This is a genomic window from Streptomyces luteolifulvus (genome assembly GCF_008806595.1).
GTDB classification, from domain to species: Bacteria; Actinomycetota; Actinomycetes; order Streptomycetales; family Streptomycetaceae; genus Streptomyces; species Streptomyces luteolifulvus.
Genome location: NZ_VZRB01000052.1, coordinates 13,768 through 38,786 on the forward strand (window position 1 = coordinate 13,768; position 25,019 = coordinate 38,786).

Below are 25,019 nucleotides of genomic sequence, written 5' to 3' on the forward strand. Positions count from 1 at the left end.
TGGGTCAGTGTCCTGTGTGGTCCTGCGCGTCCGCTCTCGCCAGGCTTCTTGCTCTTCGGGCCGGGCCCCGCCAGCCGCAGGTGCAGTGGGCCACGCAGAAGCGGCCCTGTTCGACCGTCGTCGTGCGGTGTTCCGTAGGTTCCTCGCCCGGGCCGGTCCCGTCCTGCTGCGCCACGCCGGCAACGTTACCCAGGCCAGGTAAAGGGCCGGTATGCGCGTGACGGGCCTCCCTACTGGTCGTTAACCGGAACGACAGGGGGCCTCGTGACGGACGTACCGGCTGGGGGTAGGCAGGAGATGGCGGAGCGGCAGCAGCGGCAGCGGCGGGTGGCCGGCGGGGTCGTCGTGGGGCTCGTGGTCTGTGTCGGTGTCGGAGCGAGCGGATGCGCCGGCAGCGGGGCCGCCGCCGAGGATTCCCGTGCCGCGGCCGATCCGGTCCAGGTGCTGCACCGGGCCGCCGACGCCCTCGTGGACGCCGGGAGTTCAAAGGCGCGTACGTCGATGGAGATGGCCACCGGTGGGACAAGGGTGACCATTCGGGGCGAAGGCGTCTACGACTACACAAGGCAGCTCGGGCGGCTGAAGGTGCTGCTGCCGCAGGACCCGGCGGGGACGAGTGAGCATCGGCACATCACCGAACTCCTCGCTCCCGGCGCCCTGTTCATGAAGAACCGGGGCGCGGGCGTGCCCGCCGACAAATGGGTGCGGGTCGACACGGCCACGCTGTCGGACGGGAACCTGGTGACCGGCGGGGCCACCGACCCGTACACGGCCGCCGAGGTGCTGCGCGGGACGCGGGCGGCGACGTATGTGGGAAGCACCGCGGTCGGCGGGACCGAGGTGCGGCACTACCGCGGCACCGCCGATCTCGCGGTGGCGGCGAAGGGCGCCTCGAAGGGCGTGCGGCAGTCGCTGGAGGCGGCGGCGAAAGGGTTCGCCACCGCCCGGGTTCCGTTCGACGTCTACCTCGACGACCAGGGGCGCATCCGCAAGATCCGGCATCGGTTCAGCTTCGTCAACGGGCAGCGGAAGGGCCCGGTCGCGGTCGCCTCGACGCTGCTGCTGTACGACTTCGGGGCGCGCGTGGACGTACGGCTGCCGAAGGACGGGGACATCTACGCGGGCAAGATCGCCGAGTGAGCGGCGGGTATCTGTCGGCGAGAACTAGCCCTTACGTGCCATGCGCGGTGTGTAGGCCGCTCCCTACTCTAGGAAGTCGGTGACGGCAGAGAAGAGGTGATGCACGTGGCTCCGGTCGGCGGTACGGCGGTTCAGGACCACGTGGCCCTCGCCGAGATCGAGCTGTGCGGAGAGCTGATCATCGCGGCCTCGGCCGCCGACGAGGACCGGCTCAGCCTGGAGAGCATCGACGAGGTGCTGAAAGTGGCCGAAGAGCGAGGCGCCTCCGGCGGTTGAGCCGGGGGCTGCCCCCTCTCCTCCCCGCCCTGGTGCGGGGTGGCCGAATTCATGTCCTCAGCAGCCGGCCGATCGCCTTCGTCGCCTCCTCCACCTTCGCGTCGATCTCGTCGCCGCCCTTGAGGGCCGCGTCGGCGACGCAGTGGCGCAGATGTTCCTCCAGAAGCTGGAGGGCGAAGGACTGCAGGGCCTTGGTGGAGGCGGACACCTGGGTCAGTATGTCGATGCAGTAGACGTCCTCCTCGACCATCCGCTGCAGCCCGCGGATCTGGCCCTCGATACGGCGCAGCCGCTTGAGGTGTTCGTCCTTCTGTTTGTGGTAACCGTGCACTCCGCGGTCGTGGTCCGTCACCACGTCCGGGCCCGCTTCCTCGACGGCTGCGGAGGGCGCTCCTGCGCCGGCCTCGGTGGTCGTCATCGCGTCCTCCAGACATATACCCCTACTGGGTATATCGTACCGAACTTTGGCGGGTATACGGCCTGTGGTCGTTGCCCTACGCAGCGGCTGGACTGGACCACCGGTCGGCCCCCGTGCTCATCACAGTGTCCGATGGGTGACACTGGTGGACGGCCCGTTAGCCGTGGCCGGATGATGCGCCTAGCATCACCCTGTCCGAAACCGATGTACCCCGAGGACCCCTTGTGCGATTTCGTCTGACCCCCAGGGAGACGAGCTTCTACGACATGTTCGCCGCATCCGCGGACAACATCGTCACGGGCTCGAAGCTCCTGATGGAACTGCTCGGGGCGGACACCGCCGGCCGGGCCGAGATCGCAGAGCGTATGCGGGCCGCGGAACACGCAGGTGACGACGCCACACACGCGATCTTCCACCAGCTCAACTCCTCGTTCATCACGCCGTTCGACCGTGAGGACATCTACTCCCTCGCGTCCTCCCTCGACGACATCATGGACTTCATGGAGGAGGCCGTCGACCTGGTCGTCCTCTACAACGTCGAGGAGCTGCCCAAGGGTGTCGAGCAGCAGATCGAGGTGCTGGCGCGGGCGGCCGAGCTGACGGCCGAGGCCATGCCGCACCTGCGGACGATGGACAACCTCACCGAGTACTGGATCGAGGTCAACCGCCTCGAGAACCAGGCCGACCAGATCCACCGCAAGCTCCTGGCCCACCTCTTCAACGGCAAGTACGACGCCATCGAGGTGCTCAAGCTCAAGCAGATCGTGGATGTGCTGGAGGAAGCGGCGGACGCGTTCGAGCACGTGGCGAACACGGTGGAGACCATCGCCGTCAAGGAGTCCTGACCCCTTCATGGAGACCTTCGCTCTGGTCGTGACCATCGGGGTCGCGCTCTTCTTCACGTACACCAACGGCTTCCACGACTCGGCGAACGCGATCGCCACCTCCGTGTCGACGCGTGCGCTGACGCCGAAGGCGGCACTGGCGATGGCGGCGGTGATGAACCTCGCCGGTGCGTTCCTGGGGTCCGGGGTCGCCAAGACCGTCAGCGAGGGCCTGATCCAGACACCCGAAGGCTCGAAGGGGATGGGCATCCTCTTCGCCGCGCTGGTCGGGGCGATCACCTGGAACCTCATCACCTGGTACTTCGGGCTGCCCTCGTCCTCCTCGCACGCGCTGTTCGGCGGGATGGTCGGGGCGGCGCTCGCCGGCGGTACGACCGTGTACTGGTCCGGGGTGCTGGACAAGGTCATCATCCCGATGTTCGTGTCGCCGGTGGTCGGTCTGCTCGTCGGCTATCTGGTGATGGCGGCGATCATGTGGATCTTCCGCCGGTCCAACCCGCACAAGACCAAGCGCGGTTTCCGGATAGCGCAGACGGTGTCTGCGGCCGGTATGGCGCTCGGGCACGGTCTGCAGGACGCGCAGAAGACGATGGGCATCGTGGTGATGGCGCTGGTCATTGCCGATGTCGAGGACTACGGCGATCCGATCCCGGTCTGGGTGAAGATCGTCTGCGCGGTGATGCTGTCGCTCGGTACGTACGCGGGTGGCTGGCGGATCATGCGGACGCTGGGGCGGAAGATCATCGAGCTGGATCCGCCGCAGGGGTTCGCCGCGGAGACGACGGGGGCGTCGATCATGTTCGTCACGGCGTATCTGTTCAAGGCGCCGATCTCCACGACGCATATCATCACGTCCGCGATCATGGGGGTTGGGGCGACGAAGCGGATCAATGCCGTGCGGTGGGGGGTTGCCAAGAACATCGTGCTGGGGTGGTTCATCACGATGCCGGCGGCTGCGGCGGTGGCTGCGTGTGCGTTCGGGGTGGTGAACCTGGCGTTCCTGTAGGCGCCGTCCGCCGACAGGCACACGAACGGGCCCGCCCCTGGGAGTCAGGGGCGGGCCCTTTTCGTCCTCGCGGTGGCACCGCCATGCAGCACCGCGAGGGGTTCTTGGCGGGGTCGGCTCAGCCGAACCGGCCGGAGATGTAGTCCTCCGTCGCCTGGACCGACGGGTTGGAGAAGATGCGCTCCGTGTCGTCGATCTCGATCAGCTTGCCGGGCTGGCCGACCGCCGCCAGGTTGAAGAAGGCCGTGCGGTCGGAGACACGGGCGGCCTGCTGCATGTTGTGCGTCACGATGACGATCGTGAAGCGCTCCTTCAGCTCACCGATCAGGTCCTCGATGGCGAGGGTGGAGATCGGGTCCAGCGCGGAACAGGGCTCGTCCATGAGGAGGACCTTCGGCTCCACCGCGATCGCACGCGCGATGCACAGACGCTGCTGCTGACCGCCGGACAGGCCCGAGCCGGGCTTGTTCAGACGGTCCTTGACCTCGTTCCAGAGGTTCGCGCCCTTGAGGGACTTCTCGACGACGTCCGACAGCTCACCCTTCTTGTAGCTGCCGTTGAGGCGCAGACCCGCCGCCACGTTGTCGAAGATCGACATCGTGGGGAACGGGTTCGGGCGCTGGAACACCATGCCGACCTCGCGGCGGACGGACACCGGGTCTACGCCGGCGCCGTAGAGGTCCTCGTCGTCCAGGAGCACCTTGCCCTCGACGCGGCCACCGGAGGTGACCTCGTGCATACGGTTGAGGGTGCGCAGGAACGTCGACTTGCCGCAGCCGGAGGGGCCGATGAACGCCGTCACCGAGCGGGGCTCGACGGTCATCGAGATGTCTTCGATCGCCTTGTGGGAGCCGTAGTAGGCGGTGAGCCCGCTTACGTCGATTCGCTTGGCCATGATTACGTCACTTCCAGAAATTCAGATCGGTCGCTGAGTGGCCGCGCGCTAGCGACCGGTCTTCGGGGCCTTCCAGCGGGCGATGCCGCGGGCCACCAGGTTCAGGATCATCACGAAGGCGATCAGCGTCAGCGACGCCGCCCAGGCACGGTCGTAGGCCGCGCCCGAGCCCGAGCTGTTCGCGTACTGCTGGTAGATGTACAGCGGCAGCGACGCCTGCGCACCCTCGAAGGGGTTGGCGTTGATGAACGGGTTGCCCCACACCAGCAGCAGCACCGGTGCGGTCTCGCCCGCGATACGGGCGATGGCCAGCATGATGCCGGTGGTGATGCCGCCGAGGGAAGTCGGCAGGACCACCTTCAGGATGGTGCGCCACTTCGGCACGCCGAGCGCCAGGGAGGCCTCGCGCAGCTCGTTCGGCACGAGCTTGAGCATCTCCTCGGTGGAGCGGACGACGATCGGCATCATCAGGATGGCCAGCGCCAGGGAGCCGGCGAAGCCGAAGGGCTGCATCTCGAAGATCAGCATGAGGCTGAGGATGAACAGACCGGCGACGATCGACGGGATACCGGTCATCACGTCGACGAAGAACGTGATGGCCCGGGCGAGGCTGCCCCGCCCGTACTCCACGAGGTAGATCGCGGTGAGCACACCGATGGGTGCCGCGATCAGCGTGGCGAGGGCGACCTGCTCCAGGCTGCCGAGGATCGCGGCGTAGATGCCGCCGCCGGGCTCGGAGTCGGCGACCACACCCATCGAGTGGGTCAGGAAGTAGACGTCGAGGACCTTCACACCGCGGGAGACGGTCACCCAGACCAGGGAGACCAGCGGCACCAGGGCGATCAGGAAGGCGACCCAGACGAACGAGGTCGCGATGCGGTCCTTGGCCTGGCGGCGGCCCTCGACGCGGGCGGCGACGCCGTACGTGATGACGACGAACAGGACCGCGGCGATCAGACCCCACTGGATCTTGCTGCTGAGGCCGGCGGCCACACCGATGCCGATCGCGACGGCGACGGAGCAGGCGGCGAAGGCGTACGGGGACCACTTGGGCAGGCTGGCGCCGCGCAGCGTGCTGGGGCGCTTGTCGGTGATCGCGTGGCTCATGCGTTGGCCCCCGAGTACTCCTTGCGGCGGGCGATGATCGCGCGGGCCGCGCCGTTGACCAGCAGGGTGATGACGAACAGGACGAGACCGGAGGCGATCAGCGCGTCCCGGCCCTGCTCGGTGGCCTCACCGAACTTGCTGGCGATGTTCTGGGCGAAGGTTCCGCCGCCCGGGTTGAGCAGGCTCGCCTGGATGTCGAAGGTCGGGGAGAGCACGGTGGCCACGGCCATCGTCTCGCCGAGCGCGCGGCCGAGGCCGAGCATCGAGGCGGAGATCACACCGGAGCGGCCGAAGGGCAGGACCGCCATGCGGACCACTTCCCAGCGGGTGGCGCCGAGCGCCAGGGCCGCCTCCTCGTGCATCTGCGGGACCTGGCGGAACACCTCGCGGCTCACGTTGGTGACGATCGGCAGGATCATGATCGCGAGCAGGATGCCGACCGTGAGCATCGAGCGGGGGGCGCCGCCCTCCCAGGAGAGAATGCCGGTCCAGCCGAAGTAGTTGTTCAGCCAGCCGAAGAGGCCGTTCATGTGCGGTACGAGGATCAGGGCGCCCCACAGGCCGTACACGATGGACGGCACGGCGGCGAGCAGGTCGATCACATAGGCGATGGGACCGCTCAGCCTGCGCGGGGCGTAGTGCGTGAGGAACAGCGCGATGGCGACCGCGATCGGAACCGCGAGGACCATGGCGATGATCGAGGAGACGACCGTGCCGAACGCGAGGACGGCGATGCCGAACCTGGGCGGGACGGCGGTGGCGTTCCACTCGAAGGCGGTGAGGAAGTTGGCCTCGTCCTTGCTGATCGCGAGGGACGCGCGATAGGTGAGGAAGACCGCGATGGCGGCCATGATCACCAGCAGGAAGATGCCCGACCCGCGGGAGAGACCGAGGAAGATCCGGTCACCGGGTCGGGTGGAGCCGCGGGCCGCACGCTTGTGCTGGGCCACGGCGGGCTGGGGAGCGGGGGGAGGAGCTTCTGTGTTCTTCGTGGATATGTCCATCGGGTTCTCCGGTCTGCGGAGCCGTACGCGCTGTACGGCCCAGCGGAGCCGTCCGCGGTCTGCGGCGGCTCCTGGCGGCGGTGCACCGGACGGTGCGGTCCGGTCCCTGGGGGAACCGGACCGCACTCGGATCAGCTCAGGCCCTCGATGGTGGTGCGGACCTTGGCGATGATGTCGGCGGGGATCGGCGCGTACTTGGCGTCCGCGAGGATCTGCTGACCCTCTTCGGAGGCGATGTAGCGCAGGAACGCCTTCGTGGCGGGCAGGGTGTCGGCCTTGTTGCCCTTGTCGCAGACGATCTCGTAGGTGACGAGGACCATCGGGTAGGCGCCCTCGGCCTTGGTGGCGTAGTTCAGCTCCAGCGCGAGGTCCTGGCCGGTGCCGACGACCTTGGCGTCCGCGATCGCCTTGGTGGCGTTGTCGACGGTGGCCTCGACCGGGGCGCTGGCGCCGGTGTCGATGCTGGCGGCGTTGACGCCGTCACCGACGTAGGACAGCTCGAAGTAGCCGATGGCGCCGTTGGTCTCCTTGACCTGCTGGGCCACACCGGAGGAACCGGACGCGGACTGGCCGCCCTTGGCCTGCCAGGCCTTGCCGCCCTCGTAGGGGAAGTCCTTCTTGGCAGTGGCGATCAGGTACTTGGTGAAGTTGTCCGTGGTGCCGGACTCGTCCGAGCGGTGGAACGCCTGGATCTTGAGGTCGGGAAGCTTCGCGTCGGGGTTCAGCTTCTTGATGGCCTCGTCGTTCCAGTTGGTGATCTGGTTGTTGAAGATCTTGGCGACGGTCGAGGCGTCCAGGACCAGGTTGTCGACGCCGGCCACGTTGTAACCGACGGCGATGGGGCCGCCGACCATCGGCAGGTCGACGCCCTGACCGCCGGAGCAGACCGACTTGGAGGCGGTGACCTCTTCCGGCTTGAGCGCGGAGTCCGAGCCGGCGAAGGCGACCTGGCCCTGCGTGAACGCCGTGACACCGGCGCCGGAGCCGCCGCCCTTGTAGTTGATCTGGACGCCCTTGCAGGCAGCGGTGAACTGCTTGACCCAGGCGTCGATGGCGTTCTTCTGCGCGGAGGAGCCGTCGGCGAGGAGCTGGCCCTTGGCGTCGTCGCACTTGATCGAGCTGGCGCCCGTCGTGGCGGAGGCGCTGCTGTTGCCGCTGTTGCCCGTGTCGTCGGAGCCGCACGCCGTGAGGGCCAGGGCGCCGGAGACGGCGAGAGCACCGAGGGTGAGGGCCCGCCGGTTCATGCGCTGAAGCTTCACTTGAGGGAGTTCCTTCCAGGAGCAGCCGTCCTGTACCGGCGGCGTGCGAAGTCTGGGTGTTGCGGACACGTATTCCGAGGTGCAAGCCGCACCGCGTAAGGCCGAAATTAGGCAGAACAGGTGAAGCCGCCTATGGCCCAAAGTGAACGGCGGGTGAACCCCTGTAGTCGGTGTGGTTAGGTCACGGAACGCTTACGTCGAGGACACGACGCGATCCCGGACTATGCCAGGTGCAGGGCCGTTAACAGGGCGTCCACGAGGGTCCGGTCCCTTGGCTGGGTGAGGCGGTTGCGGGCCGCCGTGGGAGGGAGCCAGAGGATGCGGTCCACCTCGGCATTCGGGGTGAAACCACCCGAAATCGCCTCGGCCGCCCAGTAGTGCACCTGCTTGGGGCGGCCATTGGCCAGATAGTGCATGGTCGGCAGCCGGGCGCCGGGCGCCGCGGTGTAGCCCGTCTCTTCCGCGACCTCGCGGATCGCACCCGCGAGCGGGTCCTCGCCCCGCTTCAGCTTCCCCTTGGGATGCGACCAGTCGTCGTATTTCGGCCGGTGCACGAGACAGATCTCCAGCTCTCCGTGGACCGGGGAGCGGCGCCACAGCACGCAGCCCGCCGCCTGGACGATGGTGTCGTTGCCCTGGGTCACGGGTGGGTCACCGCCTCCTTGGTCAGGGAGTGCCGGGGTTCCGTATCACGGTGTGCCCACCGTCTGCTTCTGCCACGCCTGCTGGAACGCGAACCTCGCCGCCTCGACCTCGTGCCGCTGGTCCGCGTGGAGCACACCGAGCGCGTACGCCGTCGCCGGGGCGATGCGCGGGGTGCGGGCCGCGGACGCCGCGGCGGCGGCGGCCTCCGAGGCGTCCCGGTGCCGGTCGAGGGCCTGGCCCGCGGTGAGCAGCCGTACGTCCACGGGTCCTGTGCCGCCCTTCTGGGCCTCCAGGGCGTAGCGGTGCAGGCGCAGCAGCAGACGGACCTGGTGCCAGGGGGCGTCCTGGGGGTGCGGGGCCGGGTCCGGTGACAGGCCGTGGATCAGGGCCTCCGCGTTGTACGGGCTGCCCGCGACGACCAGCGGGAGCGCGGCGACGGCGTCGGCCAGCCGCTCCTCGGCGGCGGCGGCGAGGGGACGCAGATCGGTGCCGGGCGCGGTGGGAGTGAGCGGGACCTCGCTGGCCAGCACGGCGATCTTGTCGGCGACCGCGTGGAAGCGGGAGGAGCCGAGGGCCTGCAGGGCGGTGGAGTGGGCCCGGGTCCGGGCCAGGGTCAGCTGGCGTTCGAGCAGCGCGCCCGCCTTCGCGGCGCCGACGGTGAGTTGGGCGCGCTCCAGGGCTGGCACCTGGCCCGAGGGGCCGGCGACGGCGGGCGCTGCCGGCAGCCGCTCCGCCCCGGTGCCCGCCGCCTGCGCCGGGAACACCGTCGCCCCCGACAGCCGGTGCAGTGCCAGCAGCAGCCGCTCCAGGCGCGCGCCATAGGCGTGCTCCATCGTCAACGTCCCCGACAGCCAGGCGAGTTCGGGGCGCAGGGACTCCGACCAGTCGGAGTCCAGCAGCGGCCGGAACGTGTGCAGGCTGCCGCTGATGCGGCGGACCGAGCGGCGCAGGGCGCGGGCCGCGTCGACGGACTCCTCCGAGCCGCCCGGCGGACCGCCGCCGGTCTCGCGGTGCAGCCGCAGCGCTCGGAGGAACTCCGTGGCCTGGTCCCGCAGGTAGCCCGCGAGGGCGTCCCCGGTGGGGGAGGGCCCGGCCGTGGAGTCCGTCGGGTCAAGGTGTTGCTGTGCCACGCCGGCGCCTCCGGGCGTCTATGAGCATCTCCTGGATGTTGCGCAGGGGCTGGCCGTCCGCGTCGGTCGCATGCCGGGTCCACTCCCCGTCCGGGTCGAGGTGCCAGGACAGGGTGGTGTCGGACATGCCGGTCTCCATGAGCCGGTTCAGAGCCGCGCGGTGGGCCGGGTCGGTGACCCTGACCAGGGCCTCGATACGGCGGTCGAGGTTGCGGTGCATCATGTCGGCGCTGCCGATCCACACCTCGGGCTCGCCGCCGTTGCCGAAGGCGAAGATCCGGGAGTGTTCGAGGAAGCGGCCGAGGACCGAGCGGACCCGGATGTTCTCCGACAGGCCCGTGACACCGGGGCGCAGCGCGCAGATACCGCGCACCCACACGTCGATCGGCACGCCCGCCTGGGACGCGCGGTACAGGGCGTCGACGACCGCCTCGTCCACCATCGAGTTGACCTTGATGCGGATGAAGGCGGGACGCCCGGCGCGGTGGTGCTGGGCCTCCTTGCTGATCCGTGAGACCAGGCCGTCGCGCAGGGACTTCGGGGCGACGAGGAGGCGGCGGTAGGTCTCGCGGCGCGAGTAGCCGGAGAGCCGGTTGAACAGGTCGGACAGGTCGGCGCCGACCTGCGGGTCCGCCGTCAGCAGGCCCAGGTCCTCGTAGAGGCGGGCCGTCTTCGGGTGGTAGTTGCCGGTGCCGACGTGGCAGTAGCGCCGCAGAGTGTCGCCTTCCTGGCGCACCACCAGGGACAGCTTGCAGTGGGTCTTCAGGCCCACCAGGCCGTAGACGACATGGCAGCCGGCCTCCTCCAGCTTGCGCGCCCACTTGATGTTGGCGTGCTCGTCGAAGCGGGCCTTGATCTCCACCAGGACGAGGACCTGCTTGCCGGACTCGGCGGCGTCGATCAGCGCGTCGACGATCGGGGAGTCGCCGGAGGTCCGGTACAGGGTCTGCTTGATCGCCAGCACGTCCGGGTCGCCGGCCGCCTGCTCCAGGAACGCCTGCACGGAGGTGGAGAAGGAGTCGTACGGGTGGTGCAGCAGCACGTCACGGCTGCGCAGCGCCGCGAAGATGTCGGGCGCGGAGGCCGACTCGACCTCGGCGAGATCGCGGTGGGTGCCGGCGATGAACTTCCGGTACTTCAGCTCGGGGCGGTCGAGGCTGTGGATACGGAAGAGGCCCGTGAGGTCCAGGGGACCCGGCAGCGGGTACACCTCGGCCTCGCTGATCTTCAGCTCCCGCACCAGCAGGTCGAGGACCTCGCGGTCGATCGACTCCTCCACCTCCAGACGCACCGGCGGCCCGAAGCGGCGTCGCATGAGTTCCTTCTCCAGGGCCTGGAGCAGGTTCTCGGCGTCGTCCTCCTCGACCTCCAGGTCCTCGTTGCGGGTGAGCCGGAAGGCGTGGCTCTCCAGCACCTCCATGCCGGGGAACAGCTCCTCCAGATGGGCGGCGATGACGTCCTCGATGGGGACGTAGCGGCCCGGGGAGCTCTCCAGGAAGCGGGACAGCAGCGGCGGCACCTTGACACGGGCGAAGTGGCGGTGGCCGGTGACCGGGTTGCGCACCACGACCGCGAGATTGAGCGAGAGACCGGAGATATAGGGGAAGGGGTGCGCGGGGTCGACCGCGAGCGGGGTGAGCACGGGGAAGATCTGGTGCCGGAAGAGGGTGAACAGGCGGGCCTGTTCCTTCTCGGTCAGCTCGCCCCAGCGGACCAGGTGGATGCCCTCCTCCGCGAGGGCGGGGGCCACGTCCTCGTGGTAGCAGGCGGCGTGCCGGGCCATGAGCTCGCGGGAGCGGGCCCAGATCATCTCGAGCACTTCGCGCGGCTGCAGACCGGAGGCGGAGCGGGTCGCCACGCCGGTGGCGATACGGCGCTTCAGACCGGCGACCCGGACCATGAAGAACTCGTCCAGGTTGCTGGCGAAGATCGCGAGGAAGTTCGCCCGTTCGAGAAGGGGCGTGTTCGGTTCCTCGGCGAGCTCCAGGACACGCTCGTTGAACGCGAGCCAGCTGCGTTCCCGGTCGAGGAAACGACCCTGCGGCAACTGGGCCCCTTCAACCTGCGTCTCCTCGTATGCGTCGAGGTCCGCATCGATATCGGGTTCCAGGTCGGAGACCGCGGCAGCCACCGTGTGCGGCCGGTGCGCGGCTATGGAGCCCACGGAGGGCTGGGCGTGCTGGACCTGTGCCTGGACGTCTGACTGGCTCATGAACCCATTGTTCCGCGCCACGAGAGAAATGGGCGCGTCGGACAGCGCGGGAGGGAGCGCTGTGACAGCGCGGACTTCCCCGGTCCCCGCATTCCCATCGGGCGGCGGCGAAGGCTCTGGCACGGCGGGCTTCATTCGCCGAGCGTCGCAAGCCCGTCTGAACCATTGGTTACGGAGACATGGCGTGCGGGATATCGGGGGGCGGCTCCGGAGCGTCTACATCCCCTGACCGTCCGTCCGTCTCCCCAGACGGTACGTCCATCACCCGGCGGAGAGCCGTGCGGGGTCGAGTTGCCCGGGATCGTCACGTGGGCGGCGTAGAACTTCGGCAGTCGGCGGTGCGGAACTCGACCACGGTGTGTACGGGGGCGACCACCCGGAGGTGTGCCGTGACGCGCCGCCGGTCCCGTCGGCCGGCCGGACCCGGCCGTCGCTGATCAGCGGGCCCTGCCCGTACGTCGGGGCGAGCGCCACCCGGGTGCGCCGGACGACGGGCGGCGAGGATCCTCTTCATCGGGTCGTGGTCCCCGGTTCTTCGGGTCATGGTCCACTGCGACACGATCGGCACGGGTGGCGTGCCCGGGCGGCCCGACCGCGTGCCGGAAAGCCATGAGCGAAAGCGTGAACCGATCCGCGGGGTCGGTCCGATGAGGAGACGTGAGCGGAACACGAAGCGACGGGGATCTGCTGCGGGCCATCGCGGCGGACGGTGACCGGCGCGCCTTCGAGGAGCTGTACCGGCGGTTCGCGCCATGGCTGACCGCACGGCTGCGCGGCCGCTGCGCCGACGCCGGGATCGTCGACGACGTCGTACAGGAGACGTTCCTCGCGGTGTGGCGGGGGAGCGCCCGCTACCGCGAGGACGGTGACGTGGCCGGGTGGCTGTGGCGGATCGGGTCGCGGCGGCTGATCGACGCGCTGCGCGGCGACGGGGCCCGCGGCCGGCTGCGGCAGGCGCTGGCGCGGCTGCGGCACCGCAACGAGGCGTCTGCGGAGGAACGCGTGCTCGCGGGGGTTGAGCACGGGGACCTCGCCGGTGCCCTGGTCCGGCTCTCGCCGGAGCTGCGCGCGGTGCTCCAGGCCACGGTCATCGACGGGCTGACCACCCGCGAGGCGGCCGTCCTGCTCGGGATACCGCCGGGCACGGTCAAGACGCGGGCGATGCGGGCCCGTAAGCAACTGCGGGAGGCGCTGGCATGACCTGGCATGTATCCGAGGAGGACCTGCGGGCCTATGCGCGGGGCGAGCTGGCACCCCCGGTGCTCTGGTCGGCCGACACCCATGTCACCGCTTGCGCGCGGTGCCGGGCCGTCCTCGCCGAGGTCGGCGACCCGGTCGCCCTCGACGCCGCCTGGGAGCGGCTGGACGCGAAACTCGACGCGCCCCGCCCGGGGTTCTTCGAGGGGCTGCTGCTGCGGCTCGGCGTCGCCGGTCACACCGCGCGGCTGCTCGCGGCCACGCCGGCGCTGCGCGGCTCCTGGCTGGGCGCGGTCGTCGCGGTGCTGATGATGAGCGTCGTCGCGGCCTACGCGGGCCGGACCACCGCCTCGCCCACGCTGTTCCTCGCCCTCGCCCCGCTGCTGCCGCTCGCCGGGGTCGCGCTGTCGTACGGGCCCGCGCTCGACCCGACGTACGAAATGGCCGTCGTCTCACCGATGCACGGCTTCCGGCTGCTGATGATCCGCACGGTGGCCGTGATCGTGGCCTCGCTCGGTCTCGACGGGCTCGCCACCCTCGCCCTGCCCGGCTACGGGCTGCGCGCGCTGGCCTGGCTGCTGCCCGCGCTCGCCCTGACCACGACCGGGCTCGCGCTGAGTGCGCGGCTCGGTCCGGTTCTCGCGCCCTCCGTCGTCGGCGGGGGCTGGGCGCTGCTGCTGGTGGCGGCGCACGCGAGCGCCGACGGCGGAACCCTCGCACCGTTCACCGCGGCCGGACAGGGCGTGGCCGCGGCCGTCGCCGCGCTCGCCGCCGCACTGCTCTTCCTCGTACGCGACCGCTTCGACCTCTTCAACGGGAGTGCCGCATGACACCGACCGTTTCCGCCTCCGGGCTCTGTCTCCGCTACGGAGGCACCCGCGCCCTCGACGACGTGTCGCTGCGGCTCACCCAGGGCGTCACCGGGCTGCTCGGGCCCAACGGGGCCGGAAAGACCACCCTGTTGCGGGTGCTCGCCACCGCCGTGCCCGCCGACCAGGGGGCCTTCACCGTGCTCGGCCAGGACCCGGGGACGGCGCGCGGGCGCCAGGAGGTGCGGCGCCGGCTCGGCTATCTGCCGCAGACGCCCGGCTTCCACCCGGACTTCACCGCCTTCGAGTTCGTCGACTACGTGGCGATCCTGAAGGAGCTCACGGACCGGGGCGCCCGGCACCGGGAGGTACGGCGCGTCCTCGACGAGGTCGACCTCTCCGATGTACGCGGCAAGCGCATCAAGAAGCTGTCCGGCGGTATGCGGCAGCGGGTCGCACTGGCCGCCGCCCTCGTCGGCGACCCCGGTTTCCTCGTCCTCGACGAGCCGACCGTCGGTCTGGACCCGGAACAGCGCATGCGCTTCAGGGAGCTGATCGCCCGGGCCGGTGAGGGCCGTACGGTCCTGCTGTCCACGCACCAGACCGAGGACGTGGCGATGCTCTGCCACCGCGTCGTGGTCATGGCGGCCGGCGCCGTCCGTTTCGACGGCACCCCCGCCGAGCTGACCGCACGTGCGGCCGGCCGGGTGTGGAGCAGCACCGAACGCGACCCCGGCGCGAAGGCGGGCTGGCGCACAGGCCTGGGCGCCTTCCGCAACGTGGGCGACCCGCCACCGGGTGCCGACCTCCTCGAGCCCACCCTGGAGGACGGCTATCTCCTCACCCTCGACGGCGCGGGCACGGAGGTGGCGGTATGACCGCGATCATGGAGGCGGCCCCGCCCGTCACGTCGGCGCAGCCCAGGCAGTCGTGGGCGGCCGTGGTCGCCCTCGCCGGCTTCGAGGGGCGCAGGCTGCTGCTGCGCGTCCCCGTTCTCCTCGCCCTTGCGGTGTACGCCTTCTGGATCGTGTGGCACACCCGGGACTCCTTCGACGGCTTTCCGGCGCTCCAGGACGCCGACCGCAGCACCCAGGGCGCGCCCCTGCTGGTCGCCCTCGCGGTGATGGTGTGCGTGAACCAGTCGGTGTTGCGCTCCAGACGGCGGGACACGGAACGGCACTTCGCGGTGCTCGTGCTCCAGCCGGGACGGCGTACGGCGGCACACGTCCTGTCGGTCCTGCCGGCCACGGCGGTCGTCGCGGCGTGCGTCGCGGTCCAGTTCACCTGGGAGGCGCTCAAGCCCGGCGCGATCGGCACCGGTTCGCCCGGCGAGCTGCTCGTGGGACCGCTCTCGGTACTGCTGTTCGGCGCGATCGGGGTGCTTGTCGCCCGGCTGGCGCCGTCGGCCGTCGCGGTACCGCTGATGGTCGTCTTCTTCCTCTTCCTGTTCGTCTTCGGCGCGAGCCCGGCCCTCTCCGACGACTGGACGAGGTGGCTGTACCCGGTGGTCGGCGAATCCTCCGCCAACATCCTCCCGTCCGACCTGCTGGGCCGGCCCGCCGCCTGGCACGCCCTGTACCTCGCCGGGCTCGCCCTGTCGGTGGCGCTGCTCGCGGTGCTGATCGGCGGCGCCCGCAAGGGGGTCGCCGGCACGGCTCTCGCCGGGGCGCTCGCGCTGACCGTGGTGGGCGGGGTCGGCCAGGCCGCGGGACTCTCCGATGAGACGGCTGCGGCGCGTGTACGGGCCTCGGTCACGCCGGAGAAGGAGCAGACCTGCGTCGAGCGCGGCAGGTCGACGTACTGCGCCTTCCCCGAGTGGACACCCCGGGTCGCCACCTGGGCGGGGGTCGTGGACCACGTCCAGTCCCTCTCCGGGGGCACCGCGAAGGGGCAGCAACTTCTCGTACGCCAGCGAATCGAGGCCCGCTACGGCCTCGACAGCGACGCGGCGGTCTTCCCGCTCTCCACACCGCACCAGGTCACCGTCGGTACCGCGTGGGGCGGCAACCGCGTCCCCGAGTTCTCCGTCGGCGTCGCCTCCGTGCTGATCGCGGGGAACGAGAAGGCGGTCGGCGAGATGTGCGACGGCCGGATGGTGACGGTCATGTGGACGGCGCTCGCCTGGGAGTCCGACCCGGTGGCCGCCCTGCGCCGGGTTCGCCTCGACGACAGCGTGACCGGATCGGCGACCGTCCTCGCGCCCACGGAATCCCTGTCCATGACGGCCGGTCAGACGGAGGTCGTGCGACAGCTGCTGGAGCAGCCGCGGGACGCGGTCGCGGCGAAGGTGAAGGCCCGCTGGGCCGAGCTGACCGACCCGAAGGTGACGACCGGCCGGGCGGCGCAGCTGCTCGGGGTCGCCGTGCCGAAGGGTGCGGACAAGTGCGACGGCTGAGCGGGGTGCCGGCGGTGTGGCGGGCGCTGACGCCGCCGGTCTGCCGCACGGTGCCGTGGCGGGCGCTGGCGGCGGGCGGTGCCCTGGGACTGCTGCTCGCCGGGATGCCGCGCATGGTCGACGGACTCAACGACGACTTTTACGCGCTCAACCTGCTGCGGGCCGCAGCCCTGGCCTTCGCGCTGAGCCTGGCGTTCCTGCTGGACGACCCCGCCCGGCACACCACGGCGGCGGTACCGACCCCGCGGCCGGCCCGCCAGGCACTGCGGGTGGCCCTGGTCGCCCCGGTCGCCGCGCTGTGGTGGACGGCCGCGCTGCTCCTGGTCCCGGCGGAAGTGCGGCCCCCGACCGGCGACATCACTCTGGAAGCGGCCGCGACGCTAGTCCTGACCCTGGCCGCGTCCGCCACGGCACTGCGGTTCGCACAGGAGGCGGAGCCGGGCACGGCGGTGGCGGCCGGCCTGCTCCTCACGGCCGCGCTCACGATGGTGCTGGTGCCGGACCGGTGGGCGATGTTCGTGTACATGAAGGACGAGGGGTGGGCGGCGTCGCACGACCGGTGGGCGATGGTGCTGGCCATGGCCGTGCTGGTGTGGGGAGTCTGCGGACCCGAGCCGTTGAGGCGCCGGGTACGTCCCGTCCCGTCCGGCGCCTGAGGACGAGGCCGTTCAGGCCGAAGGGGCTGGGGTACAGCCCCGCATCGCCTTCGGTCGGAACGGCCTCACGTCTCCGTCCGGTACATCAGATCCGTTTCGTACGTGACGAACCCCAGCCGCTCATAAACGGCGACCGCCGCCTTGTTGTCGGCGTCGACATACAGCATCGCGGTCGGCACCCCCTGCCCCGCCAAGTGCCGCAGGCCCACCGTCGTGAGGGCCTTGCCCAGTCCCCCGCCCTGCGCCCCCGGCCGCACCCCGAGGACGTACACCTCGCCCAGCCGTTCCTCGGCGTGGACCTTGGTCCAGTGGAATCCGGCCAGTTCGTCACCCCGGAACGCGAGGAAGAAGCCCGCCGGATCGAACCACGGCTCGGCCTTGCGGTCGTCGAGGTCCCGCTGGGTGAGCGACCCCTGCTCGGGGTGGTGGGCGAAGGCGGCGGCGTTGACGGCGAGCCAGGCCGCGTCGTCGGCACCGGGGACGAAGGTGCGGACGGTCACACCCGCGGGAAGAACCGGCTCGGACAGGTCGAGGTCGGTCAACGACCGCCGCATCTGCCGCAGTTCCCTGAACAGGGTGAGCCCGAGGACCTGGGCGAGGTGCCGCGCGGCCGAGTGCCCGCCGTGCGCCCACACCCGCAGCCGCTTCCCGGAGGCGGCGAGCAGCGCCGAACCGAGCGCCCGCCCGTGCCCGTGCCCGCGGTGCGAGGGGTGGACGACCAGTTCGGCGGCCGGCGCCTCGACCGGATCCGTGTCCTCCAGCTGTGCGTATCCGACCAGTTCCCCGCCCGCCGTCAGCAGCAGATGGGACACCCCTTCGCGCTCACCGCCGCGCAGCTGGAGCCGGCCCTGTTCGGACACCGCCTGCTGGCCGTCGACCCGCGCGGCCTCCGCGAGCAGCCCGAGCACCGCCTCGGTCTGCTCGGGCGAGAGCGCGGAATGGGTCTCGATGGAGCGGGAGCTGCCCGGCCGTGCGGTGTCGTCGCTGGTCATGCGTACGAGAGTAAGGGGCGCACGCCGCAAAGTGGCGGCACAGGGGAGGGCAAGTGGGCGGGCCAAAGGTAAACCAGGATGTAACCACAAACCCCCTGTCGCGCTACGCGCGTTGACTCTAGGCTGCGCCGGACGGGACCACGAATCTCAGCCGAAACAGGGGGGCGCATGCCAGCCAACTCCCAGCAGCAGCACGACCGCCGCAGACGCCGTACGTACCGACTCCTCGCCGCAGCCGCCGGTCTCGCCACCCTCGGCGCGCTGGCCGCGGCGGTGCCGGGGACGGCGTCCGCGAGCGACCGGTACCCGGGCGGCGGTCACTTCCCGAGCCGTTACCAGGACGTCCAGCTCCTCTCCTTCAACGACCTGCACGGCAACCTGGAGCCGCCGTCCGGTTCCTCCGGCCGGGTCACCGAGCTCCAGGCGGACGGCACGACGAAGACCATCGACGCGGGCGGTGTGGAGTACCTCGCCACGCATCTGCGCGAGGCCCGCAAGGGCAACCCGTACTCCATCACCGCGGCCGGCGGCGACATGGTCGGCGCCTCCCCGCTGATCTCCGGCCTCTTCCACGACGAGCCCACCATCGAGACGCTGAACAAGCTCGACCTCGATGTCACCTCCGTCGGCAACCACGAGTTCGACGAGGGCGCGCAGGAACTGGCCCGCCTGCAGAACGGCGGCTGCCACCCGACCGCCGGCTGCTCCACGGACGAGGAGTTCAAGGGGGCGGACTTCCCCTACCTCGCGGCGAACGTCCTGAACGAGAAGACCGCCAGGCCGATCCTCAAGCCGTACTGGGTGTGGAAGAAGCGCGACGTCAAGGTCGGCTTCATCGGCATCACCCTGGAAGGCACGCCCGACATCGTCTCCGCGGACGGCGTCAAGGGCCTCACCTTCAAGGACGAGGTCGAGACGATCAACAAGTACGCCAAGGTGCTCCAGCGGCAGGGCGTGAAGTCGATCGTCGCCCTGATCCACGAGGGCGGCTTCCCGGCATCGTCGTCGTACAACTACAACTGCGACTCCCCGGGCGCCGGCGCCGGCATCTCCGGCCCGATCGTCGACATCGCCAAGAACATCTCGCCCTCGGTGGACGCGCTGGTGACGGGCCACACCCACACCGCGTACGCCTGCACGGTCCCCGACCCGTCGGGCAAGCCCCGCATGGTCACCTCGGCCGCGTCCTTCGGCCGCCTCTACACGGACACCACGCTCACCTACGACCGTTGGACGGGTGACATCGTCCGTACGGCCGTGCAGTCGGCGAACCACGTGGTCACCCGGACGGTCCCCAAGGCCACCGACATGACCGAGCTGATCAGCAAGTGGAACACGCTCGCCGCGCCCATCGGCAACCGTCCCATCGGCTATATCTCCGCCGACATCCCGAACACCGGCACCGAGTCCCCGATGGGCGACCTGATCGCCGACGCTCAGTTCGCGTACGGCAAGTCGCTCGACCCGGAGACCGACCTCGCGCTGATGAACCCGGGCGGCGTCCGGGCCGGACTGACCTACGCGGCCAAGGGCAGCGAGGGCGACGGCGTGGTGACCTATGCCGAGGGCTTCACCGTGCAGCCGTTCGCCAACACCGTGAACCTGCAGAACTTCACGGGCGCCCAGCTGATCCAGGTGCTCAAGGAGCAGGTCAGCGGCCCGAACGCGGCCGCCCCGAAGATCCTCCAGCCCTCCTCGGGTCTGACGTACACCCTGGACCTGACGAAGACGGGCGCCGACCGCGTGGTCGCCGACTCCGTCAAGCTCAACGGCACCGCGATCGACCCGTCCGCCACCTACCGCGTCGCGACCAACAGCTTCCTCGCGGGCGGCGGCGACGGCTTCCCGACGCTGGCCCTGGGCACGGACGACCTGGTCGGCACCGACGACCTGACGGCCCTGGAGCAGTACCTGACCGCCAACTCCTCGGCCACGAACCCGCTCGCGCCGCCGGCCACCGGCCGGATCACGGTCGTGCAGTAGGGCCGGAAGTGATCGTGAGGTAGATCGCATACCTCGGGAAGAGGTTGCGGGTGGGGGGCGTACGCATGATCGGATGGATCGATGCGTTCCCCCCACCACATAACGGCGCATCCTTATCCAAATCCATACGACGAACTCGGCAGTCTGGCCGACGGTCCGCTGGAGGAGTTCCTCCACGACGACACGCCTGACGTGCCGGAAGGGCCGGCGGCCCAGGACGAACCCTGGGCCCCGCCCAACCATCGCCGAGGCAGCCGGCGCCGTCGGCGCAGCCGGTTCGCGGGCCTGCCGCTCGCGATGAAGGTCGCAGTCGGACTCGCCGCCCTCGCCGCCCTCCTGACCCTCGCCGACCGCTGGGCACTCCTGTACGCCGAGCACCGGGCCGCGGACGCCCTCGAGGACAAGCTGAAGCTGAGCGCGGCACCCGAGGTGGAGATCGGCGGCTTCCCCTTCCTCACCCAACTCGCCGACGGCCGCCTGGAGTCGGTGAAGGTGACCGTCCCGGACGTGGCGGCCGACCGGGTCTCGCTGGCGCAGGTGACGGCGACCGCGCACGGCGTACGGCTGGAGACCGACGGACCGACCGACTTACGCAGCGCACGGATCCCCCGCCTCGACGGCGAAGTTCTCCTCTCCTTCGACGACCTGAACCGCGAACTCGGCGCATCCCAGGTGACGTTCACGGGTCATGGCACCGACCGGGTGCTGGCCCGTGGCACGCTCCCGGTGGCGGGACACGACCTTCGCCTGCGGGCCGACGCCCGCATCCGCCGCGACAGCGGCCACGGCATTTCCACCCAGATCGGCGGAATGCGCCTGGACATAGGGGACTTGGCGACCTACCGGCCGGGGGTCCGGGCCTCGGAGGGCCTGCACCTGACTCCCGGCTCCGCCAGACGCCTGGCCCATGAGACGAGCAAGGCGAAGGCACTACTGGCGGTTCCCTCGGTGGTACGCCGGCTGGGTGTGTCCGACTCTCTGGTGCATGAGGCGCTGCGCTCCGACGCGGCACTGTCGCGTCTGACGGGCACACCACACTTCGTCCGCCGGGCCATGAGCCTCAACCTCATCGACCTCGCTCTGCAACACCCGGAACTGCTGGGGCGCCTCGGCCTCGACCCCGCCCTGCTGAACACCCTCCCCCGCCTCACCCGCCCCGTCCTCACCGACCGCCTGTCCCTCGGCTTCAGCCTCCCGAAGCCGCAACGCGGGCAACTGCGGCTGCGGGACGTACGGGTGGAGAAGGACGGGATCAGGGTGCGGATCGAGGGGAGGGGGTTGGGGGTGGGGGGCTGAGGCGGGCAGGCGGGGCCCCGACGAGGGGCTCCACCGGATGTGAACTTTCGCCGTGTTGTCTGTCACCGCTGGTTGGCATGGATGCGAGCGCCTCGGCTGACCGCGATACGAAGGATGTCGCCCAGCGACTCCACGGCCCGGGTGAGAGCGAAGCGCACGGCGAGTTCACCTGCCTTGGCGTCGGCGAGGACGGCTCGGGCCCCGGCGAGTACCTGTTCGCCGGAGTGGAGTTGGGCAGCCTCCACATCGTCGGCGACCAGGGAGAGCCTGCTGTGATCGCTGTCCGTGCTGAGGTAGCAGGGCTTTCCCTCGGGGGTGGTCCAGGGCAGAAGGCGGAGCCTGATGTCCGGTGCCGGCGGTTCTCCGGCGGTGCTCACGCGGACACCTCCATTCCGTGGATACGGCGCGGGCCGACATCAATGCCGTGGGCGGCGAGCCAGAGGGCGCGGCGGCGTTGGCGTTGCCGTTTCCGTTCGTGGCGCTCATCCGGGGTGAGGAGGTAAGGGCGCACGAGAGGGGCGTTGTGCTCAAAGGGCCATACGTCGTCCAGGGGGCGGCCAGGACGACGTACGGGCGAAACGGGGGCTGCGGCCAATGGTGCAGTCACCGGCGGTTGGGGCGGGACGGCTCGGTGTCGGCCCCGGGCGGGCAGCAGTGCCCGCACCAGTGCGAGCAGTAGCGATTCGATGAACGCGGCGGTACGTTCGCGCATGTCGGCGCTCCTTGAAAGCGTCGGCCACGCCCCCGGGCCGAGCTGCATCGGCCGCGGGGGTTTGTCGTGGCAGGGATGTGACGAGCGGTGATTACCGTTCGTGCCCTGATCGTCACAGGTGCGGCGTACGCTGCGGAAGGGGGTTGGTGTTGCCTGGGGCGCCAGGCAACGGGGAGGGGTGACGTGGGCGAACCTGTTGACGGGCAACCAGTCTCGGGGCGGGCTGTACTGGGGCAGACGCTGAAGGTGCTCCGGGAGAAGGCGGGGAAATCGCTGGGGCAGTTGGCTGACGAAACCGGGTACGACAAGAGCTATCTGAGTCGGCTGGAGTCGGGGGAGCGGCTGTCGAAGGTGACGGTGATGGAGGACCTGGATGGGTATTTCGGGTGCTCCGGCCTGCTGGTCAGCCACTGGAAGTTGGCGCGGCACGACGCCTTCAAAGACAAGTACAAGGAGTTCATGCGGCTGGAGGCAATGGCACGGATCATGCACAAGTACGCACCGAACGTGCCTGGGCTGTTGCAGACCGAGCAGTTTGCCCGCGAAGTGTTGTCTGAGCCCCAGACAACGGACCAGGGCGTTGAGGCGGTCGAGGAACAAGTGGCCGCGCGCCTGGGGCGGCAGCTGCTGCTGCGCAAGGACCCGGCGCCCAGCGTCCGTTTCGTGATCGATGAACTCGCGTTCCGTCGCACCTCGGCCAGCGCCACAACCTGGGAAGATCAGTTGCTGCACCTCGAGGCCGTCGCGAACTGGTCGAACGTCGTAGTCCAAGTATTGCCGTTCTCTGCCGGGGTCCACGCCCTCATGGGGAAAGGCTCGTTGACCCTGCTCTGGCAGAAGGACGGAAGTGCTGTCGCCTACACGGAAGGGGACAGCAGTGGTCTGCTGATGGACCGTCCAGAGGACGTCACGCGCCATCGTTTGTCCTACGATCGGCTCCGGGATCTGGCGCTGTGCCCGTCGGACTCGCTGACGTTCATCAAGGACGCACTGAAGGAGCACAGATCATGAAGCACATTCCCGACCTCGGTACCGCCGCCTGGCGCAAGTCGTCCTACAGCGACGGAGGGGACAACAACTGCGTCGAGGTCGCCGACGGCTACCCCGGCCTCATCCCTGTCCGGGACAGCAAGACCCCGGCGACCCGCCCGCTGGTCTTCTCCGCCGCTTCCTGGTCCGCGTTCGTGGAGCGGGTCAAGGGCGAGGCGGATGCGAGCATGCTCGGGTAGACCCGGGCCGATCTCGAATTGATGACGCCATCACTAAGGGTCACACGTCCGTGACCGTCAATGTCGTGCGGATCAGAGCGCCAGGCAGGCTCACCTTGGGCGTAGGCGCGCTCAAGGCCGCCTCGGCAGGGAAGCCGAGACTGCGGCCCAAGGCTGCTGCCACGGTCGCAAAGAGCGAGGCCGTCGACCCGATTGGGCCGCGGTCAAAGTAACTGGCCACGCCATACCCAGGATCGCCCAGGCCACGGAGAACCTGAGCCCCGACGTTTCAATGGCTTCCTCCGAGCGATGGGAACTGGATCCCTTTATGACTGCCGCTCATCGAATCGATATTGATGACCCGGAAATAGAGATGGACGAGGCGCAGCGCCTCCTCTACCGAGGAGAGCCATTTACGGGTGAGGTGACGGAGTTCCTTTCCGGCAAGCTGGTGAGCCTGGACAGCTATGAGGCTTTTCCAACCTCCTTGTGAGGGAGGCAGCTTGGGGTGGCAGAACGGCGAAGCTCCTGGTAGATGGGTTGTCGACCAAGATCAACCTTCTCCGCCAGGAGCTTCGCGTGCTTGTCTACCCGTCCGGGTTGGATCTGTCCATTTCCACCTTGCGGCTGGTGAGGCGCGAACTGGCTGCTCACCGCCGCCGGATCGGAACGCGCTGGAGGCGGTTGACCTGCGCCCGTCAGGCGCTGCAGCCCTTGGCCCATCTCCGATGCGGTCACACCTTCGCGCAGCTCGCGGCGGGGTTCGGCGTTGGCCTGGCCACCGCCCACCGCTATGTCAGCGAAGTCGTTGAGGTCCTGGCCGTACTCGCGCCGAGCCTCCACGAAGCTATGACCGTCGCGGCTACCAAGGCGTTCGTGATCCTGGACGGCACGCTGCTACCGATCGACCGGATCGCCGCCGACCGGCCCTTCTACTCGGGCAAGCACAAGAAGCACGGGATGAACGTGCAGGTCATCACCGATCCGTTCGGTCGTCTGATCTGGGCGTCACCGGCACTGCCCGGCGCGGTACACGACATCAAGGCCGCCCGCACCCACGGCGTCATCGACGCCTTGACCGCGGCCGGCGTTCCGTGCTGGGCGGACAAGGCCTACCAAGGAGCCGACCGCACCGTGCGCGTGCCCTACCGCGGCCGCTGGGACAAACTGTCCGTCGGCCAGCAGGCGGTCAACCGCTCCCACGCCAAGATCCGAGCCCTCGGCGAACAGGCCATGGCCACCATCAAGTCCTGGCGCCTCCTACGCAAACTCCGTTGCAGCACAAACCGCATCACCGACATCGTCAAGGCCGTCCTGGCCTTGCAGCTCGCTACCCCAGCATGAGGCTGGGACGGCACAGCGAAGCTGTGGGTAAGGCCGATCTCAACCGCATCAAAGGAGCGCGCTGACCATGGCGGACGTCAGAGTCACCTACGACAAGACGGCGGATGCCGCGTATGTGTACTTCATAGATCCACAAGCCCGCGCGAAGGCGGCACGCATGTATCCCTGTGATCCGGTAGAGGTCGGCGGCGTGATCAACCTCGACTTCGATGAGCAGGGCCGCCTCATCGGTATCGAGGTGCTGGCGGCCAGTTCGAAGCTGCCAAAGTACCTACTCGACTCAGCGGAGCGTGATGACACCGAAGGCTCATGAGGCGGTTCGACCGCACAAGTCGCAGCCGCCTACGGCCCCGTAGGAAGGTTGGAAAAGTACCCATGACGGCGCTGTGCGCCGGCACCGTGGCGGGATGAGAATCCGGGGCGCGTAACGGCTTCTGGCCGGTGGGTGGTTGGCTTCTGTGCGCGGGTTGAGTGCTCTGTGGCGCCGTTC

General features: G+C 69.6%; 27 protein-coding genes. 16 read left to right on the forward strand and 11 right to left on the reverse strand.

Annotation, left to right across the window (positions count from 1 at the left end):
• Positions 1 to 297: 297 nt before the first annotated feature.
• Together F7R91_RS38435 and F7R91_RS42375 are read left to right on the forward strand one after the other, a co-directional pair.
• On the forward strand, positions 298 to 1,140 hold the full coding sequence (locus F7R91_RS38435; RefSeq protein WP_150958046.1) for a hypothetical protein: 843 nt from the start codon (positions 298 to 300) through the stop codon (positions 1,138 to 1,140).
• A 99-nt stretch (positions 1,141 to 1,239) separates the two neighbouring features.
• Positions 1,240 to 1,416 (forward strand): hypothetical protein, encoded by a 177-nt coding sequence (locus tag F7R91_RS42375; protein WP_191971829.1) that lies wholly within the window; start codon positions 1,240 to 1,242, stop codon positions 1,414 to 1,416.
• Positions 1,417 to 1,465: 49 nt separating this feature from the next.
• Here the strand turns inward: F7R91_RS42375 and F7R91_RS38440 are convergent, their stop codons facing one another.
• A complete protein-coding gene (locus tag F7R91_RS38440; protein ID WP_150958048.1) occupies positions 1,466 to 1,834 on the reverse strand; it encodes a metal-sensitive transcriptional regulator in 369 nt (122 codons plus the stop codon).
• 224 nt (positions 1,835 to 2,058) lie between these two features.
• Between F7R91_RS38440 and F7R91_RS38445 the strand changes: the two genes are divergently transcribed.
• Positions 2,059 to 2,679: a DUF47 domain-containing protein gene (locus F7R91_RS38445; protein WP_150958050.1), complete on the forward strand. Its 621-nt coding sequence runs from the start codon at positions 2,059 to 2,061 to the stop codon at positions 2,677 to 2,679.
• Between the two features lie 7 nt (positions 2,680 to 2,686).
• On the forward strand, positions 2,687 to 3,685 hold the full coding sequence (locus F7R91_RS38450; protein ID WP_150958052.1) for an inorganic phosphate transporter: 999 nt from the start codon (positions 2,687 to 2,689) through the stop codon (positions 3,683 to 3,685).
• Positions 3,686 to 3,803: 118 nt separating this feature from the next.
• On the opposite strand, the gene pstB is transcribed toward F7R91_RS38450, so the two are convergent.
• The 7 genes from pstB to F7R91_RS38485 all read right to left on the reverse strand — a co-directional run bounded on the left by pstB (position 3,804) and on the right by F7R91_RS38485 (position 11,937).
• Entirely contained in the window at positions 3,804 to 4,580 is a 777-nt protein-coding gene (gene pstB, locus F7R91_RS38455) for a phosphate ABC transporter ATP-binding protein PstB (RefSeq protein ID WP_150958054.1), read from the reverse strand.
• A 48-nt stretch (positions 4,581 to 4,628) separates the two neighbouring features.
• Complete coding sequence (gene pstA, locus F7R91_RS38460) at positions 4,629 to 5,687, reverse strand: phosphate ABC transporter permease PstA (RefSeq protein WP_150958056.1); 1,059 nt, start codon at positions 5,685 to 5,687, stop codon at positions 4,629 to 4,631.
• Positions 5,684 to 6,691: a phosphate ABC transporter permease subunit PstC gene (gene pstC, locus F7R91_RS38465; protein ID WP_150958058.1), complete on the reverse strand. Its 1,008-nt coding sequence runs from the start codon at positions 6,689 to 6,691 to the stop codon at positions 5,684 to 5,686. The genes pstA and pstC overlap by 4 nt, the downstream gene beginning before the upstream one ends.
• A 131-nt stretch (positions 6,692 to 6,822) precedes the next feature.
• Complete coding sequence (pstS, locus tag F7R91_RS38470; protein ID WP_150958060.1) at positions 6,823 to 7,950, reverse strand: phosphate ABC transporter substrate-binding protein PstS; 1,128 nt, start codon at positions 7,948 to 7,950, stop codon at positions 6,823 to 6,825.
• 221 nt (positions 7,951 to 8,171) lie between these two features.
• A complete protein-coding gene (locus tag F7R91_RS38475; RefSeq protein ID WP_150958062.1) occupies positions 8,172 to 8,594 on the reverse strand; it encodes an NUDIX hydrolase in 423 nt (140 codons plus the stop codon).
• A gap of 45 nt (positions 8,595 to 8,639) precedes the next feature.
• Positions 8,640 to 9,725 carry a CHAD domain-containing protein gene (locus F7R91_RS38480; RefSeq protein WP_150958065.1) on the reverse strand — a complete coding sequence of 362 codons (1,086 nt, stop codon included), beginning with the start codon at positions 9,723 to 9,725 and terminating at the stop codon, positions 8,640 to 8,642.
• Positions 9,706 to 11,937: an RNA degradosome polyphosphate kinase gene (locus tag F7R91_RS38485; protein WP_191971830.1), complete on the reverse strand. Its 2,232-nt coding sequence runs from the start codon at positions 11,935 to 11,937 to the stop codon at positions 9,706 to 9,708. The genes F7R91_RS38480 and F7R91_RS38485 overlap by 20 nt, the downstream gene beginning before the upstream one ends.
• 657 nt (positions 11,938 to 12,594) lie before the next feature.
• Between F7R91_RS38485 and F7R91_RS38490 the strand changes: the two genes are divergently transcribed.
• The 5 genes from F7R91_RS38490 to F7R91_RS38510 are packed head-to-tail and all read left to right on the forward strand — an operon-like array spanning position 12,595 to position 16,994.
• Positions 12,595 to 13,137: an RNA polymerase sigma factor gene (locus F7R91_RS38490; protein WP_150958069.1), complete on the forward strand. Its 543-nt coding sequence runs from the start codon at positions 12,595 to 12,597 to the stop codon at positions 13,135 to 13,137.
• Positions 13,134 to 13,964 (forward strand): cupin domain-containing protein, encoded by an 831-nt coding sequence (locus F7R91_RS38495; RefSeq protein WP_150958071.1) that lies wholly within the window; start codon positions 13,134 to 13,136, stop codon positions 13,962 to 13,964. The genes F7R91_RS38490 and F7R91_RS38495 overlap by 4 nt, the downstream gene beginning before the upstream one ends.
• Positions 13,961 to 14,821, forward strand: a complete 861-nt coding sequence (locus tag F7R91_RS38500; RefSeq protein ID WP_150958073.1) for an ABC transporter ATP-binding protein — start codon at positions 13,961 to 13,963, stop codon at positions 14,819 to 14,821. The genes F7R91_RS38495 and F7R91_RS38500 overlap by 4 nt, the downstream gene beginning before the upstream one ends.
• Positions 14,818 to 16,338: an ABC transporter permease gene (locus tag F7R91_RS38505; RefSeq protein WP_150958075.1), complete on the forward strand. Its 1,521-nt coding sequence runs from the start codon at positions 14,818 to 14,820 to the stop codon at positions 16,336 to 16,338. The genes F7R91_RS38500 and F7R91_RS38505 overlap by 4 nt, the downstream gene beginning before the upstream one ends.
• Positions 16,326 to 16,994 (forward strand): ABC transporter, encoded by a 669-nt coding sequence (locus F7R91_RS38510; RefSeq protein ID WP_225321043.1) that lies wholly within the window; start codon positions 16,326 to 16,328, stop codon positions 16,992 to 16,994. Before F7R91_RS38505 ends, F7R91_RS38510 begins: the two co-directional genes overlap by 13 nt.
• A 65-nt stretch (positions 16,995 to 17,059) precedes the next feature.
• Here F7R91_RS38510 and mshD read toward each other — a convergent pair whose 3' ends face one another.
• On the reverse strand, positions 17,060 to 17,986 hold the full coding sequence (gene mshD, locus F7R91_RS38515; protein ID WP_150958077.1) for a mycothiol synthase: 927 nt from the start codon (positions 17,984 to 17,986) through the stop codon (positions 17,060 to 17,062).
• Between the two features lie 168 nt (positions 17,987 to 18,154).
• Here mshD and F7R91_RS38520 point away from each other — a divergent pair, with 168 nt between their 5' ends.
• Positions 18,155 to 19,969, forward strand: a complete 1,815-nt coding sequence (locus tag F7R91_RS38520; RefSeq protein WP_150958079.1) for a bifunctional metallophosphatase/5'-nucleotidase — start codon at positions 18,155 to 18,157, stop codon at positions 19,967 to 19,969.
• 81 nt (positions 19,970 to 20,050) lie between these two features.
• A complete protein-coding gene (locus F7R91_RS38525) occupies positions 20,051 to 21,265 on the forward strand; it encodes an LmeA family phospholipid-binding protein (RefSeq protein WP_150958081.1) in 1,215 nt (404 codons plus the stop codon).
• Positions 21,266 to 21,327: 62 nt separating this feature from the next.
• Here F7R91_RS38525 and F7R91_RS38530 read toward each other — a convergent pair whose 3' ends face one another.
• Positions 21,328 to 21,642 carry a phospholipase D-like domain-containing protein gene (locus tag F7R91_RS38530; RefSeq protein ID WP_225321044.1) on the reverse strand — a complete coding sequence of 105 codons (315 nt, stop codon included), beginning with the start codon at positions 21,640 to 21,642 and terminating at the stop codon, positions 21,328 to 21,330.
• Positions 21,639 to 21,977 (reverse strand): hypothetical protein, encoded by a 339-nt coding sequence (locus F7R91_RS38535; RefSeq protein WP_191971832.1) that lies wholly within the window; start codon positions 21,975 to 21,977, stop codon positions 21,639 to 21,641. The genes F7R91_RS38530 and F7R91_RS38535 overlap by 4 nt, the downstream gene beginning before the upstream one ends.
• Before the next feature lie 183 nt (positions 21,978 to 22,160).
• Here F7R91_RS38535 and F7R91_RS38540 point away from each other — a divergent pair, with 183 nt between their 5' ends.
• The 5 genes from F7R91_RS38540 (at position 22,161) to F7R91_RS38560 (ending at position 24,842) form a co-directional block, all read left to right on the forward strand.
• Positions 22,161 to 22,988 (forward strand): helix-turn-helix domain-containing protein, encoded by an 828-nt coding sequence (locus tag F7R91_RS38540; RefSeq protein ID WP_225321045.1) that lies wholly within the window; start codon positions 22,161 to 22,163, stop codon positions 22,986 to 22,988.
• A complete protein-coding gene (locus tag F7R91_RS38545) occupies positions 22,985 to 23,206 on the forward strand; it encodes a DUF397 domain-containing protein (protein ID WP_150958084.1) in 222 nt (73 codons plus the stop codon). The genes F7R91_RS38540 and F7R91_RS38545 overlap by 4 nt, the downstream gene beginning before the upstream one ends.
• A gap of 271 nt (positions 23,207 to 23,477) precedes the next feature.
• Positions 23,478 to 23,678, forward strand: a complete 201-nt coding sequence (locus F7R91_RS38550; RefSeq protein WP_150958086.1) for a hypothetical protein — start codon at positions 23,478 to 23,480, stop codon at positions 23,676 to 23,678.
• Positions 23,679 to 23,764: 86 nt separating this feature from the next.
• Complete coding sequence (locus tag F7R91_RS38555; RefSeq protein ID WP_150958095.1) at positions 23,765 to 24,529, forward strand: transposase family protein; 765 nt, start codon at positions 23,765 to 23,767, stop codon at positions 24,527 to 24,529.
• 67 nt (positions 24,530 to 24,596) lie between these two features.
• The gene (locus tag F7R91_RS38560) at positions 24,597 to 24,842 is read left to right on the forward strand and encodes a DUF2283 domain-containing protein (RefSeq protein WP_150958088.1); all 246 of its coding nucleotides are present in this window, start codon (positions 24,597 to 24,599) and stop codon (positions 24,840 to 24,842) included.
• Positions 24,843 to 25,019 lie beyond the last annotated feature (177 nt).